14 protein-coding genes are annotated in these 14,160 nt (G+C 42.2%); 10 read left to right on the top strand and 4 right to left on the bottom strand.

The features are described from left to right. The first annotated feature begins 22 nt into the window (after positions 1–22). The 4 genes from J3L18_RS05455 (at position 23) to J3L18_RS05440 (ending at position 5,171) form a co-directional block, all read left to right on the top strand. Positions 23–1,546, top strand: coding sequence for a PAS domain-containing protein (locus tag J3L18_RS05455; RefSeq protein WP_129567596.1), 1,524 nt, complete (start codon positions 23–25; stop codon positions 1,544–1,546). Positions 1,547–2,123: 577 nt separating this feature from the next. Beyond that, positions 2,124–2,561: a helix-turn-helix domain-containing protein gene (locus J3L18_RS05450; protein ID WP_091162517.1), complete on the top strand. Its 438-nt coding sequence runs from the start codon at positions 2,124–2,126 to the stop codon at positions 2,559–2,561. 405 nt (positions 2,562–2,966) lie between these two features. Beyond that, the gene (locus J3L18_RS05445; RefSeq protein ID WP_223266063.1) at positions 2,967–4,220 is read left to right on the top strand and encodes an MBOAT family O-acyltransferase; all 1,254 of its coding nucleotides are present in this window, start codon (positions 2,967–2,969) and stop codon (positions 4,218–4,220) included. 3 nt (positions 4,221–4,223) lie between these two features. Then, positions 4,224–5,171 (top strand): LB_356 family protein, encoded by a 948-nt coding sequence (locus tag J3L18_RS05440; protein ID WP_129567595.1) that lies wholly within the window; start codon positions 4,224–4,226, stop codon positions 5,169–5,171. Between the two features lie 269 nt (positions 5,172–5,440). Here J3L18_RS05440 and J3L18_RS05435 read toward each other — a convergent pair whose 3' ends face one another. Genes J3L18_RS05435 through J3L18_RS05425 form a run of 3 tightly spaced genes read right to left on the bottom strand, consistent with a single transcriptional unit; the run spans position 5,441 to position 8,648 of the window. Further along, on the bottom strand, positions 5,441–6,034 hold the full coding sequence (locus tag J3L18_RS05435; protein WP_091162510.1) for a hypothetical protein: 594 nt from the start codon (positions 6,032–6,034) through the stop codon (positions 5,441–5,443). After that, the gene (locus J3L18_RS05430; protein ID WP_129567594.1) at positions 6,031–8,181 is read right to left on the bottom strand and encodes a xanthine dehydrogenase family protein molybdopterin-binding subunit; all 2,151 of its coding nucleotides are present in this window, start codon (positions 8,179–8,181) and stop codon (positions 6,031–6,033) included. The genes J3L18_RS05435 and J3L18_RS05430 overlap by 4 nt, the downstream gene beginning before the upstream one ends. Continuing rightward, on the bottom strand, positions 8,178–8,648 hold the full coding sequence (locus J3L18_RS05425) for a (2Fe-2S)-binding protein (protein WP_112659114.1): 471 nt from the start codon (positions 8,646–8,648) through the stop codon (positions 8,178–8,180). The genes J3L18_RS05430 and J3L18_RS05425 overlap by 4 nt, the downstream gene beginning before the upstream one ends. 454 nt (positions 8,649–9,102) lie before the next feature. Here J3L18_RS05425 and J3L18_RS05420 point away from each other — a divergent pair, with 454 nt between their 5' ends. From J3L18_RS05420 to J3L18_RS05395, 6 genes are all read left to right on the top strand, one after another. Beyond that, on the top strand, positions 9,103–10,320 hold the full coding sequence (locus tag J3L18_RS05420) for a PQQ-dependent sugar dehydrogenase (protein WP_129567593.1): 1,218 nt from the start codon (positions 9,103–9,105) through the stop codon (positions 10,318–10,320). 166 nt (positions 10,321–10,486) lie between these two features. Continuing rightward, positions 10,487–11,365, top strand: coding sequence for a helix-turn-helix domain-containing protein (locus J3L18_RS05415; RefSeq protein WP_129567592.1), 879 nt, complete (start codon positions 10,487–10,489; stop codon positions 11,363–11,365). 64 nt (positions 11,366–11,429) lie between these two features. Beyond that, the gene (locus tag J3L18_RS05410) at positions 11,430–11,690 is read left to right on the top strand and encodes a cupin domain-containing protein (protein ID WP_129567591.1); all 261 of its coding nucleotides are present in this window, start codon (positions 11,430–11,432) and stop codon (positions 11,688–11,690) included. Between the two features lie 10 nt (positions 11,691–11,700). Continuing rightward, positions 11,701–12,261 (top strand): DapH/DapD/GlmU-related protein, encoded by a 561-nt coding sequence (locus J3L18_RS05405; protein ID WP_091162910.1) that lies wholly within the window; start codon positions 11,701–11,703, stop codon positions 12,259–12,261. 191 nt (positions 12,262–12,452) lie between these two features. Continuing rightward, positions 12,453–12,848 (top strand): (R)-mandelonitrile lyase, encoded by a 396-nt coding sequence (locus J3L18_RS05400; RefSeq protein ID WP_091162500.1) that lies wholly within the window; start codon positions 12,453–12,455, stop codon positions 12,846–12,848. 6 nt (positions 12,849–12,854) lie between these two features. Further along, complete coding sequence (locus J3L18_RS05395; protein WP_176844334.1) at positions 12,855–13,022, top strand: hypothetical protein; 168 nt, start codon at positions 12,855–12,857, stop codon at positions 13,020–13,022. Positions 13,023–13,092: 70 nt separating this feature from the next. On the opposite strand, the gene J3L18_RS05390 is transcribed toward J3L18_RS05395, so the two are convergent. Further along, positions 13,093–13,998, bottom strand: coding sequence for a VOC family protein (locus tag J3L18_RS05390; protein WP_129567590.1), 906 nt, complete (start codon positions 13,996–13,998; stop codon positions 13,093–13,095). Positions 13,999–14,160 lie beyond the last annotated feature (162 nt).

Raw genomic sequence — 14,160 nt, 5'->3', positions numbered from 1 at the left:
TATTTTTTAAAGAGGAAATCCAATGTCCTTTGATCCGAATTCCGATTTTTTTGAGATAGCGTTCAACGTGACGGAGCATACTGAGGCCATGCTGGCTTATTGGGATAAAAACCTGATTTGCCGCTATGCCAATAAAGCTACGGCCGATTGGTTCGGGATAACCCCCGAGCATATGATCAATAAATCACATCTTTCGGAGATTTTGGGAACATTATTTGACGTGCAGCTTCCTTATATTAATGGTGTGTTAGGCGGTAAAATACAGGTTTTTGACCAGGTAATTCATTTGTATTCGGGCAAAGCTAAAAACGTGCGGGTAACTTATCATCCCAACTATGTTGAAGGTGAAATAAAGGGATTTTACGCACATATGGCAGACATTAGCCCGCTAAATAATAAATCCCACAATGATAAAACAGGAGTAGAAAAACTACCTGAATTTGTAACTCAAAACGACCAGCTTCTTGAAAATGTTGCAAAAACACTAAACGAGAATCTGTTTATCGGGTTTCCGAGCATCTCTGCACTTTCAAAAAAACATTTTGTATCTGAGTCGAAATTAAAAAGGGATTTTAAGCAAAATTTCGGCAAAACTATTTTCTCCTATTACCGGTATCTGCAAATGGAAATTGCAGACAGATATATAAGGGAAAAGCGCTGCAATAAAAACCAAATGGCAGTGATGCTTAATTTTTCCAACCCGTCAAACTTTTCGGCATGCTATCATAAATATTTAGAAGAAAAATCATCCGATGGTGAGCTCATCGAAACTCAAAAAGAAGATAATACGCATAATAAAATGCTTATAGAACAGGCCCCTATTGCTATTGCCATGTTCGATAACCAGATGCAATTTATTGCTGCTTCAAAAAGATGGGTTGCCGAATATAAACTTGAAAACACAGGTTTTATTGGAAAAAGTATTTATGAAGTTTTACCAGCCACAAAAAAGAAATGTGAAAAGCTCCATAATCATTGCTTAAAAGGTAATATATATCAATGTGATGGCCTGCTCTTAAAAAAGAATGATGGTACCCGCGTTTGGCTAAAGTGGAATATTCACCCCTGGTTTACAACTTCGGGAGAAACAGGCGGACTATTTATCCATACCGAAGATATCTCCAAAATTAAAGCCATAGAGAAAGAAAACAAACAGGCCGAGAAGCTTTTAAAAAGAGCTGCAACCTTGTCAAAAATAGGTACCTGGACACGGGATCTGCTTACCCATACCATGCAATGGGATAATGTTATCAAAAGCATCCTTGAAGTACCTGAGTACTTTGTACCTGATATAAAAACGATATGGAAGCTTTTTAAACAAGGTAAAAGCGAGAGACTCAGTAAAAAAGCTTTAAAAGACGCGTTAAAATACGGAAGTTCTTTTGATATTGAAGTTGATATGATAACCGCCAAAGGTAATTCAAGAAAAATAAGAATCATTGGTTATCCTGAATTTCAAAATAATAAGTGTAAAAAGCTATCAGGAATACTTCTGGATATCACTCCTCTTTCACCATTTAAAACTGCCAACTTTTTGACGGATTGAGCTGTTTAGAAAAATATTTTATCGTAATGATCTTCAATCATTACGATAAAAAAAATGATAATTCGCCAATATTTTATGAGTTTATGTGTTTGCATTAGCGCAACGCATTAAATTTATCTTATTTTGAAAAAAAATACACCATTAGTAAAATTAACTAAAATAACACTTCATTGGATGGATAACAGTTTAATAACTTAACTACCACTCACAAAACCTGGCAAATAATGGCCCCAAAAACGTGCAGAGCCATTTTCACTATTTCTAATTAGCGTGTATTAACGCCTTCTACAGGTATAATTTGACCTTTTATAGGTTGAATTAAGAAAGGAAGTATACATAAATTTAATTCACAAACGATGATACGAATTATCAACAAGGTCATTGCTTGTTTATTGATAAACGAATGTGAAGCATTAAATACCAAACAAATGAGTAACCTAAACTTAAATCATGATTCAAAAAAATCCGAGACCCGATATTTATGATCATAAGTATCTATGAGTAATTTGCAGTTTATTATAACCTAAATTAATTATGCTAACCAACTAAAAATTGACACCTAATCGAATCTAATCTTATGCACAGCAAAGTTTATTACCCTGTTAGCTCATATATCAATAATGATCAAAGATCTATTGGTATTAATGACACTCAAGATTTACATTTTGGCAAAATTGTAGAGCGAATTGTTAGACGTGACCATATGGGGATAAGTGAAATCGCCCGGAAACTCAACGTAAGCCGCAGAACCTTATACAATTGGTTCAACACCAAAAGGCTTAGCTTTGATATAATTTGTCAGATCGGCATCGTTATTGAGCATGATTTTTCAAAGGAATTTCCCAATGAATTTGCTTTGAGATTTAATTCACCTAATGCCGAAAAGGATATCGAAACTCATGAAGCAAAAGAGGCTCCGCTTGATGCCATATATTATTGGATGGACAAGTATATAAAATTGCTTGAAAAATTCAATGAAGCGTTACGTAACGAAAACACACTAAAGCCAGATTGATGGCTTCCAGATTTCACAAAATTATTATATTGACAAAAAGCCTTTACTCACTTTTTTTATGCAGTTGTAAGTTGGTTGCTGCAAAACAGCGATCAATTTTTGTGGCCTTTTGTTATACATCTACATCTACCTATTTCCCAGCCTCTATACACACATACTGAATATCCCTAAGTCGGCCACTTTGGCTATTTTTTAAAATTCACCATCATGCTTTTTAATTCCTTTGGGTTCGGAATATTTCTGATTGTGGTTTTTGTGCTTTATTGGTTTGTACTTAACCGAAAACTGCAACAGCAAAATTTGTTACTGCTAGCTGCAAGCTATTTTTTTTACGCTTGCTGGGACTGGCGGTTTCTTTTACTGTTAATTTTTTCGACCCTTTTAGATTATTTTACCGGGCTAAAAATGTACCAGGCAAAAACACATCGCCTAAAAACCTTTTGGCTTTGGTTAAGTATATCTGTAAACCTGGGCTTTTTGGGTGTTTTTAAATACTACAATTTCTTTGCAGCATCGCTTGCCAGCATATGCGCCAGTATAGGGATCCATTTAAGCCCGTTTACCCTAAATGTAATCCTGCCTGTCGGTATCTCTTTTTATACATTTCACGGTTTATCATATGTAATTGATGTTTACAAAAACCGTATTAAAGCCGAACGGAACTTCATCGACTATTCATTGTTCGTAAGTTTTTTCCCGCTTTTGGTGGCGGGCCCTATCGAACGGGCAACACACCTTTTGCCCCAGGTAAAAACAAAGAGAGAGTTTAACTACCAGGACGCAATTAATGGCTTGAGGCAAATTCTATGGGGCCTGTTTAAAAAAGCTGTAATTGCCGATCAATGTGCCGACTATGCCAACATGATATTTGCAAATAGTTCGCATTATTCAGGCAGTACCCTGGTTTTAGGCGCTATATTTTTTGCATTCCAAATCTATTGCGATTTCTCTGGATATTCTGATATGGCATTAGGCATAGCAAAACTTTTTGGATTTGAACTACTTAGAAATTTTGCATTCCCGTACTTTTCAAGAGATATGGCCGAGTTTTGGCGCAGATGGCATATCTCACTATCGTCATGGTTTAGAGATTACTTATACATACCTCTTGGGGGCAGCAAAACAGGCACCTGGCTCAAAGTAAGAAACACATTAATCATCTTCTTGGTTAGCGGCTTTTGGCACGGCGCCAACTGGACCTTCATCATCTGGGGCCTTCTAAATGCTTTATTCATTCTCCCTTCTATCCTTTTAAAAACAAACAGAAACCACCTCGAAATTGCAGCCAAAGGCAAAGCTATGCCAACGTTCACCGAATTCATGCAAATGATAGCTACATTTCTGCAGGTAATTTTTGCATGGATCTTTTTTAGGGCTGATAGTGTTACACAAGCATTTAAATACATCGGCCGGATTTTTTCACGATCTCTTTTTTCGATACCTCAATTAGATGTTAACAAGGCACAATTGCTTGAGGTGATCACTCTTATCCTATGTTTTATAATAGTTGAGTGGCAGGGGCGGGAAAACCAATATGCCATTGAGAAGTTAAGCTGGTTAAGAAAAAGAGGGTACAGATTGACCTTTTACTATACATTGGTGATAGTGATTTTTTTATTTACAGGAAAAGAGCAACAGTTTATTTACTTTCAATTTTAAGCAATGCATCGCTTTTTAATTAAAACCATATCATTTGTTTTAGTGAGCTGCCTGCTCATATTGGCTATTGCCCTGATTCCGGGTTATATGGTAAATAAATTTTCAAAGTTTAGTGTAAAGAAAGACAATACTATTGCACTTTTTGGTCATTCACATTCAGAATGTGCCTACAATGATACCCTGATACCCAAACTAACCAATCTGTCGCACTCTGCCGAATCTTACTTTTACACCTTTCAAAAAGTTAAAAAATACCTGTCGCAAAACCCTCAGATAACCACCGTACTTATAGAATTTTCAAATAACCAGATTGACACAAAGATGGATGACTGGACATGGGGATATACCTACATGTCAAACATGTTTCCGCAATATGCCTCTTTTATGAGCCCGGCCGATTTTGAATTGCTGGCTAAGCACAATTCAAAATATTTTATGAATTGTGTAGGCATAGCTGCACGTACCAATTTTATTAAAGCGCTTTCATTTAATTACGATTATACAGGAAAAACAGGAGGATATTTTAAAATAGAAGGTTCCAGGCTTTTACCTTCAAATAATCCGGCGGGCAAAAATATTAAAACAGCATCAAATAAAAGTGCAATCTCAACAACCAATATTCAATACCTAAGAAAAATAATAGATTATTGCAATGGAATGCATAAAAGTGTCTTCCTTATCAGGAGCCCGCAACATCCTTTGTATGAGTACAGAAATAATGAGGCCGAATTTTCGCTGATCCGTGAGCGTTACTTTAACGATATAACATTCCTGGACTTCAATAACTTTCCGCTAAAAAATGATGACTTTGCCGATTTTGGGCATTTGAATTTCAAAGGAGCTTTAAAGTTTTCAGCTTACATCAATCAGCGCATTATAAACGGGATGCTTAATACCGTTAATACCGCATCCCTAAGTCAGCTTGATAATAAAACGGTCAGTGGCAATTAATAATAACATATCAAACAACTAACTAAAAGCGCCTGGTACAAAATGTATCGGGCTTTTTTTTGTCTTATAAACAGCTATCCGACGAACTATTGCAGGAGGTTGCCGGCAATTTTAATAGCAGGTTAATAATAAAACGCCGATCAGGGACGCGCTTTATTATTAACTAAACTGCATTTAAATAATGCAACATTATAAATCAATAACCTAGATAGCCATGATATTAAAAACCCCGCTTCCTCCATCCTTAGTAATCCCGGCTTTGCCGCACTTTATTTAGCCGGGGCATACGCGCCGGTTTTTAACCAGGTAAGCCAGGCTTTCTTAAATGCTGCGTGGCTCATTGGTGGAAGTTTACGGCCCTCCCCCGGTTTCCAGGCCCAAAGCACCAGTCCATCATCTGCATGTGCAATGAGCTTCTGCATGTCCTTATGCCCGTTTTGCTTCGGATCTATGATTTGTTTTGCCAATTGGCGGGGTGTCCTCCCCTGGAAAACCATTTTCATATCGGCCGGTGGGAGATGCCAATTGGGATTACCCGGGGGCGTGTGCAAGCCCGGAGTATTTGTTGGCTGATGGCAATTGGCGCATTTCATGGCATAAACACCCTTACCATCCACCCCTCTTTTGGGAAACATGGTGTGCAAGTGATTATCGTCACCCTGCAGTGGTATATTACCTGATGGATGACAATTCATACAGCGGGCACTCATCAATACAGTGTAAACTTGTTTAAAAGCTGCAACAGAAGCCACACTATCTTTAGGTAGTGCCGCATAATTAAATGTTGAATTTTCCTCTTTGAACGATAATATGACCGCGCTTGACATAAACAAAACGATCATGGTGATTATTAGTTTTTTCATGCCTGTTTTTCGAGTCGGTTGTTAACGATAGGTAAATTGAAAATCCGTTTTCCGGTTGCTGCAAAAATTGCATTAGTTACAGCCGGTGCTGTTGGCGGAACTGCACATTCTCCGGCACCCCCCATTTTTTCCTTGCTATCCACAATGTAAACATTGATCCGCGGTGCTTCATACATCCGGGTGATCCGGTAATCATAAAAATTATTTTGTTGTAATTCTCCATTAACGAACGTCAGCTCGCCGTACATTGCCATCGAGATACTGAAAATGATCCCGCTTTCCATTTGGGCTTTTACACCGTCGGGGTTCACGGCCAGGCCGCACTCAATTGCACAATCTACCTGATGTACCTTCGTAACTCCTTTTTCAACGCTTACTTCGGCTATAATCGCTACAACGCTGCCAAAAGCCTCATGTACCGCAATGCCTTTAAACCGCCCTGGAGCCAGTGTTCGGTTCCAATTGCCTTTTTCAGCCACAAGGTTAAGCGCAGCCAGGTGCCTTGAATGATTTTTAAATAACCCGCGGCGGTACTCCACAGGGTCGATACCTGCATCGTGGGCAAGCTGGTCTATAAGCGTTTCCATTACAAATGCAGTGTGCGTACCACCTACAGACCGGTACCACAAAACAGGCACTACTTCTTTAGTGGTGTGAAGGCCGACAAAATGATTTGGTATTTCGTCCAGGTACGGTGATCCTTTTACGCCTTCCACCGTTGTATCATCTATTGCCGGAGGCGGACCAAAAAGCACTGCCGCATCCGCCATAATTGACTGACCTGCAATATTATGGTTCCACACAATGGGAAGACCGTCCTTATCAACACCAATCTTTACATTATGGACATAAAAAGGCCGGTAAAAGCCGCTCTTCATATCGTCTTCCCGTGTCCATACCATTTTTACCGGCCTACCGCTTGCTTTCGCAATATGAACCGCCTCCGAAACAAAATCGCAGGCAGGTGTAGCACGCCTGCCAAAGCCTCCCCCAAGGAATGGTATATTTACTTTTACCTGCTCCGGCTTAAATCCAAGAATTTTTGCTGCGGCAGCTTGTTCTCCTCCTGGCAACTGTGTGCCTGTCCATATCTCGCAGCTATCATTTTCAATTTTTACTGTGCAATTCAGTGGTTCCATAGGTGCGTGGGCCAGGTAAGGAAAAACATATTCTGCCGAAATGGTTTTTACCGCTTTTGTAAACGCTGCTTTAACATCACCTTTTTCCTGAACCAGGAGGCCATCCGATGCAGCCACTTTTCGGTAAGCCGCAGTTTGAGTACCGGTATTTAACTGCACGCCGGCGCCATGATCCCAGGTTATCTGTAAGGCCTTCCGTCCCTGTTGGGCGGCCCAGAAGTGGTCGGCAATGACAGCCACACCCGTCGGAATTTGTACAACCTCCCTTACGCCGGGAACTGCTTTCGCCTTACCGGCATCAAACGATTTAACTTTACCACCAAAAACAGGTGCGTGGGCAACAACTGCGGTAAGCAATCCGGGAAACTGGATATCCAAGCCAAATTTTGCAGTACCATCAGTCTTTACTCGGGCATCCATCCGTTTGCTTCCTTTGCCGATGTATTTCCAGTCGGCGGGTGAACGCAGCGGAACCTTTGCAGGTACAGGCAACTTTGCGGCATCATTAGCTAACTCGCCATAAGTGTATCTTTTGTTCCCGGCAATAACAAATCCATCTTCCGTTTTGCAGCTTTCAACAGCAATCCCCGAACGGGTAGCGGCTGTTTGAAGCAAGAGCGTCCGTGCGGTTGCGCCGGCATTTCGATACCTGTCAAACTCAGACCAGGTGGTACTTGACCCGCCGGTAATTTGGGCACCGTAAATAACATGGTTAAACGCCTTATCGGCACCGCCATGTTTAATATTGATTTTTTTCAGATCCACATCAAGCTCATCCGCGATAAGCATGGGCAGTGTAGTCCAGATCCCCTGCCCCATTTCCACATGGCTCAGGTATACCGAAATGCTGTTGTCTGTACCTATATTTAAAAATGCATTAGGGGCAAACACATTTAAATCAGCCGTATCCGCAAGGGCAGCAAGCTTATTTGCCTTTGGAATAGTAAATGAGATGAGCAAGCCACCGCTCAATAATGCACCTGATTGTATAAAGTTACGCCTGTTCATGATTTTGCTCCTTCCCGCTGCAGTTCTGCCGCTTTGTGTATAGCCAACCGGATGCGGGGATAAGTACCGCAACGGCAAATATTACCTGACATCGCATCGTCAATATCCTGATCTGTTGGGTTGGGATTTTCCCGCAGCAAAACAGCTGCAGACATGAGTTGACCCGACTGGCAATAACCACATTGCGGAACATCGAGTTCGGCCCAGGCAATTTGCAAAGCGTGGTCATTTAATTTAGACAGTCCTTCAATTGTAGTGACCTGCTGCCCTGCCGCACGGCTCACTTTTGTTACGCATGACCGTACAGCTTCGCCGTTCAGGTGTACAGTACATGCTCCGCACTGCGCCACGCCACAACCGAATTTGGTGCCGGTAAGGCCTAAAAGGTCACGAATAACCCACAGTAAAGGCATGTCCGGGTCAGCGGCAACCTCCCGCTGTTTCCCATTGATTGTTATCGCTATCATATTGAAGAGTTTAAGTTAGGCTTGAGATCGGGAATTAATAATTAAATTTAAATATTTCTACCAGGAATACCAGTGTAAATAAAATAGTTATTTTTCTTTAAATCTATTGCAGGTTAAATCTGGCGCCAGGGTGAACCGATCCGGCCGTTTCTCAATTCAATGTTCTATATTCCTGGCGCGTTTGGCCGCTTACCTTTTTAAATGCCGGTGTAAAATGCCGCGGGTACTTAAATTCTAAGGTGTAGACACTAACCAGCCAATTTCATATCGGCCAGGGGGAGATATCTCAAACATCGCAACGCTCTTTATATGTACTGATAATAAATCATTGTCCTTGGGCTCTGTTACAACCTGATGGCCGTTTAATATCATCGGAGCAGGCAGATTTATTTGTTCAACACATTTTAACATTTGCAGGCATATTATTTATCTTCACAACAAATACATATTACCCATGTCAAAAACAATCAAACCCTTGTTAGTTACCTGTGCAATTGCTTCACTTTGCTCTTTTTTTGATATTACGCAGGCTGTTGCCCAGTCACTGCCGCCCGTTGAAACGCAATCACCAATGGCCGACTACAAGCCTGCTTTTCCGGGTCAGACAAGGGCCCCTGGCGCACAAACTAAAACCAAACTCAGCGTAAACGTCATCAATCATGAGCTGAAGCAACCCTTTGCTTTACGCTGTATGCCCGACGGGCGCTTTTTAATTACAGAAAAAGGCGGTACCATGCGGATATTAAAGGCTGATGGCGGTTTAGACAAGAACATTCAAGGTTTACCAGCAGTAGCGGTGGGTGGCCAGGGCGGTTTGTTAGATGTTAATTTTGATGCTTCTTTTGTAAAAGACCGGATGTTATTTTGGTCATACTCCGAAAAAGTTCCTGAGGGATTCCAGTTGGCTGTAGCCACTGGTGTGCTTTCGCCCGATTACAGCCGGCTCGAAAATGTAAAGGTGATCTATCATGCTAAACCCGCCTATAACGGTCACCTGCAATTCGGCTCACGAATCGTTTTCGATAAACAGGGCAACTTGTTTGTAAGCACAGGCGAACATGGGGATGATGAAATGCGTGTCAAGGCCCAGGACCTGAATACCGCAATCGGAAAAGTATTGCACATAACCCGTGACGGGAAACCGGTGCCCGATGGACCATTTGCGCAAAAAGCCGGCGCTTTGCCCGAAATTTACGCTTATGGCTTAAGAAACCCTGAAGGCATGACGATGAACCCAAATACCGGCGAATTATGGGAATCGGAATTCGGTCCGCGCGGAGGTGACGAAATTAACATTATCCGGCCGGGAAAGAACTATGGATGGCCGGTTATTACTTATGGTATCGAATACAGGGGTGTAAAAGTTGGCGATGGCATACAGCAAAAAGAAGGCATGGCCCAACCCATCTATTACTGGAACCCAAGTATTTCACCGTGCGGCATAACCTTTTATACAGGCAACCTGATTCCCGAATGGAAAGGAAATCTATTTGTAGGCGCCTTAGGTGGATCACATATCATCAGGCTTATTATCAAAGACAATAAGATTGTAGCGGAAGAACGCCTGCTGAAAGACAAGGGCGAACGCTGGCGTTCTCTTGTTACCGGCAAAGACGGCGCATTATACGGTGTTACGGACAATGGCAATCTTTACAAAATAAGTAAGCTTTAATGTGAAAGGTTATATGGGAGAGTAATTTTGCTTAAATCGATCAGCGTTGCTTAATATAGCGGAACCGCCTGTTTACAATTCGGGAACAGGATATACTATTACATCAAAGGTCAGCGCTTGTCTTTTTAATTGGAAATTGAAAGTTTGAGTTTCATAACTTTACGTTATGGACAATAAAATAGCGCGATCGGTTTCTCTCTTTAACAATGACCTCAGGTTAAAAGGCTTCAATGTTTTCCAGATAAAAGAAGACGATCAGGCTGTTCGGTTTTACAGTAGAAAAGACTTTTACAAAATTTGTTTAACTACAGGCAAAAGCAAGATTCACTATGCCGACCGCAGCTTTGAAGTGGAGGGCACTGTTTTGTTTTTTGGCAATCCGCATATTCCATATTCCTGGGAAACTATCTCAACCACTTATGTGGGCTATACCTGTCTCTTTTCCGAAGAATTCCTGTGCGTTTCAGAACGTACCGATATGCTGCAGCAATCACCCTTTTTCAAGATCGGCGGCACACCGGTACTAAAGATCACCGAACAGCAAAGAGCGTCTCTGAACATCCTCTTTCAGAAGATGATAGATGAGCAAAACAGTAGTTACGTATATAAGGACGACCTGATACGCAGTTACATCAACCTGATCATGCATGAAGCGATGAAAATGCAGCCCTCTGAAAATTTTGATCAGCATAAAAACGCTGCCTACCGGGTCGCTGCTGTATTTATGGAATTGCTTGAAAGACAATTTCCTGTAGAAAGCCCAAATAAGCCGTTGCAGTTGAAGACGGCCCAGGACTACGCCCAAAACCTCGCCCTTCACGTAAATTACCTCAACCGTATGGTAAAGGAAGTTACCGGCAGGCCAACATCTGCGCACATTGCAGAGCGGATTATTAGCGAAGCAAAAGCACTGTTACAACATACTGACTGGAACATAGCCGACATTGCTTATGCACTTGGCTTTGAATATCCCAGCTACTTCAACAATTATTTTAAACGTATGACGGGCACCAATCCAAGCTCGCTTCGCATCATGGAAGTTTGATTTTCATAAGCATTGGTTTGATTTTCTTAAACAGCAAAGTTGGCAACAGCACTAACTTTGCAAAATGAAAAACATCGGCAGATACAAAACTTCCATCATACTGCAGCTGATGATTTTAGCTGCAGGCAGTCTGTTTTCATCAAGTGCCACGGCGCAAAAATTTCTACATAAAGGTGATGTGGTCACCATTTCGCCGGGCATCTTACACTGGCATGGTACTACGTTCCAAAACAGCTTTACGCAAATAGCAATCAATTTCAATATAGAAAAAGGCATTGCGATATGGCTACATATTTCTGATAATGAATACAATAGCGTTAAATAAAAACATTATTATGAAAGATATTTTCGAACGGTTGAAAGCTGGGGAATTTGTTCCGCTTACTGACCCGGAATTTCACAAGGTAAATGATGTGGTGGCCCGCACTCTGGCGTTGTCGCCTGCACTCAATGCAGCTACCACCGTTGAGCAGCTCCGCGAACAGCTTAGCAACATTATTGGCGCAACAATAGACAAAAGCACCACTTTGTTCGCACCCTTCCATACCAACTTTGGCCGTTTCATTAGTATTGGCAAGCATGTGTTTATTAATCATGCCTGCTCGTTTCTGGACATGGGCGGTATTACGCTGGAAGATCATGTGCTCCTCGGCCCTAAGGTAAACCTGATCACTGAAAATCATCCACTCGACCCGGTTAACCGGCGGGGTATGATTTGCAAACCTATCGTTATCAAGCGCAACGCATGGGTTGGCGCGGGTGCCACTATATTGCCGGGTGTAACCATTGGAGAGAATGCAGTTGTTGCCGCTGGTGCGGTTGTTATCAAGGACGTACCGGCAAATACTGTTGTCGGGGGTATTCCTGCAAAAATTTTAAAAACCATTGAACCATAAAGAATAACGGTGCAGCGGCATATCGGAAACTTAAAAAGTTATTTCCTGTACAGACAATAACATTTACTCACAAATACAGGTTATTAAGGCAGAATAAGTTAATGAAGCCAGGAAAATACAATGGCTGAAAAAGCACGCTATCGTTATGTCACTGATGTCAAAACCATATAAACTCTCTCAATCTATTTATTATGGAAATAATTAAAAACGGTGCGCAAGCATCAGTAAAAGGTCCGGAAGCCTGGTTTACCGGCGCCGTGCGTATAGATCCCCTGTTTGCAAAAAAAGAAGCTACCAAAGGCGCGGGTGCGTTGGTCACCTTTGAGCCCGGCGCCAGAACAGCCTGGCACACCCACCCGGCAGGTCAAACACTTATTGTTATTTCCGGTCTCGGCCGGGTACAACGCGAAGGTGGGCCAATCGAAGATATAGGGCCGGGTGATGTAGTTTGGTTTGAACCAAACGAGAAACACTGGCATGGTGCATCGCCGGGTAAAGCTTTGAGTCATATAGCCATTCAGGAAGCCGTTAACGGCGAGGTGGTTACCTGGCTGGAGAAAGTAAGTGATGATCAATATTCAAAATAAACGATTATGAAAACAACAACAGTAAAAGCATACGGTACTGAAGCTGCAGATGCGCCGATTTATGATTCCAATCTTAAGTCAGCCGGCATCCTGCCGACCGATTCAGTAGAGAAAGCCGGTTATGGCAACTTTGTACATTGGATGGATCCTGAAGGCAATAAAATTGAACTATAGGAACCTAATGCTGCGGAATATGCCAAGTCCGGGAAGTTAACAGCTAATAGCAGCATCACGCCGATACCGGTCACAGGCCATCAGAAGCCCGCTGCAGGGCTGCGACGTCAACTTTCTTCATCGTCATAAAAGCCTGCGTAATGCGTGCAATTTGTTCGGGGCTGCCGTTTTTCAGTGTTTTTAACATAACTGTTGATGCAACCTGCCAGGACACGCCATATTTGTCCTTCAGCCAACCGCATTGGCCGGGTTTGCCATCAGCTGAAAGCGCCGACCAGTAATAATCAATCTCTTCCTGCGTTTCACAAGGAATCAATAGTGACACTGCATCGTTAAAACTAAAACCGTGCGGATGCGCGCTGTCCATCGCTGCCAGCCAGGTTTGGTCGATATGAAAATCGGCAAACATAAGCGTGCCGGCTTTATCAGGCCCTATATCCTCGGGGCGCGGGGCAGTAATGCCTCGTTTACCATCTTTAAACACAGAACAATAAAAGTCGATGGCTTCATTAGCTTTACCGGCCACCAAGCCCGTATACATCAGCGACGGAACGATCACTGGTCTTTCCTCACCTGCCGGATTGGTCAGTATCAGTTGCCATGACACGCCATATTTATCGCTTACCCAACCGTAGCGCTCGCTGAAAGGATACCGGTCGAGTGGCATCATTATCTTTCCGTTTTCTGACAGTTTGCTCCAAACTTCGTCAATACGCCCTGCCGCATCCGAGTCACGCGACGGATCAAAATTGATCATAAAAGAAATAGAGGGGCTGATCTTCAATCCATTCCCGGCGCTAATGCCCAGGATTGACTGGCCGGCAAAGGTAAATTCAACTATTTCGCACTCTCCGCCGGGCATTGGGAAATGATTAACATAGTTTAAAGCCGAATCGGGCATTAAGGTTACATAAAACTCGGCAGCTTCCCGGGCTTTATCCTGGTCGAACCAGAGGTGTGGTTTGATGGGTAACATGGGTAAATGATTTTAGTGGTGATATATAATAAAAAATTGTAAGCGTTAATTGTTTTTACAGGCAGCACCGCCGGTTAAGGCTTCACCTTGCAGCCTTTATCCGGAATAAGAACTCAAGATCCTAATCTGTTCTGATTTTTCTTATTCACTACCTCAAAACTA

The organism is Mucilaginibacter gossypii (assembly GCF_017569325.2).
GTDB classification, from domain to species: domain Bacteria; phylum Bacteroidota; class Bacteroidia; order Sphingobacteriales; family Sphingobacteriaceae; genus Mucilaginibacter; species Mucilaginibacter gossypii.
This window is presented reverse-complemented; position numbering and strand designations above follow the sequence as displayed.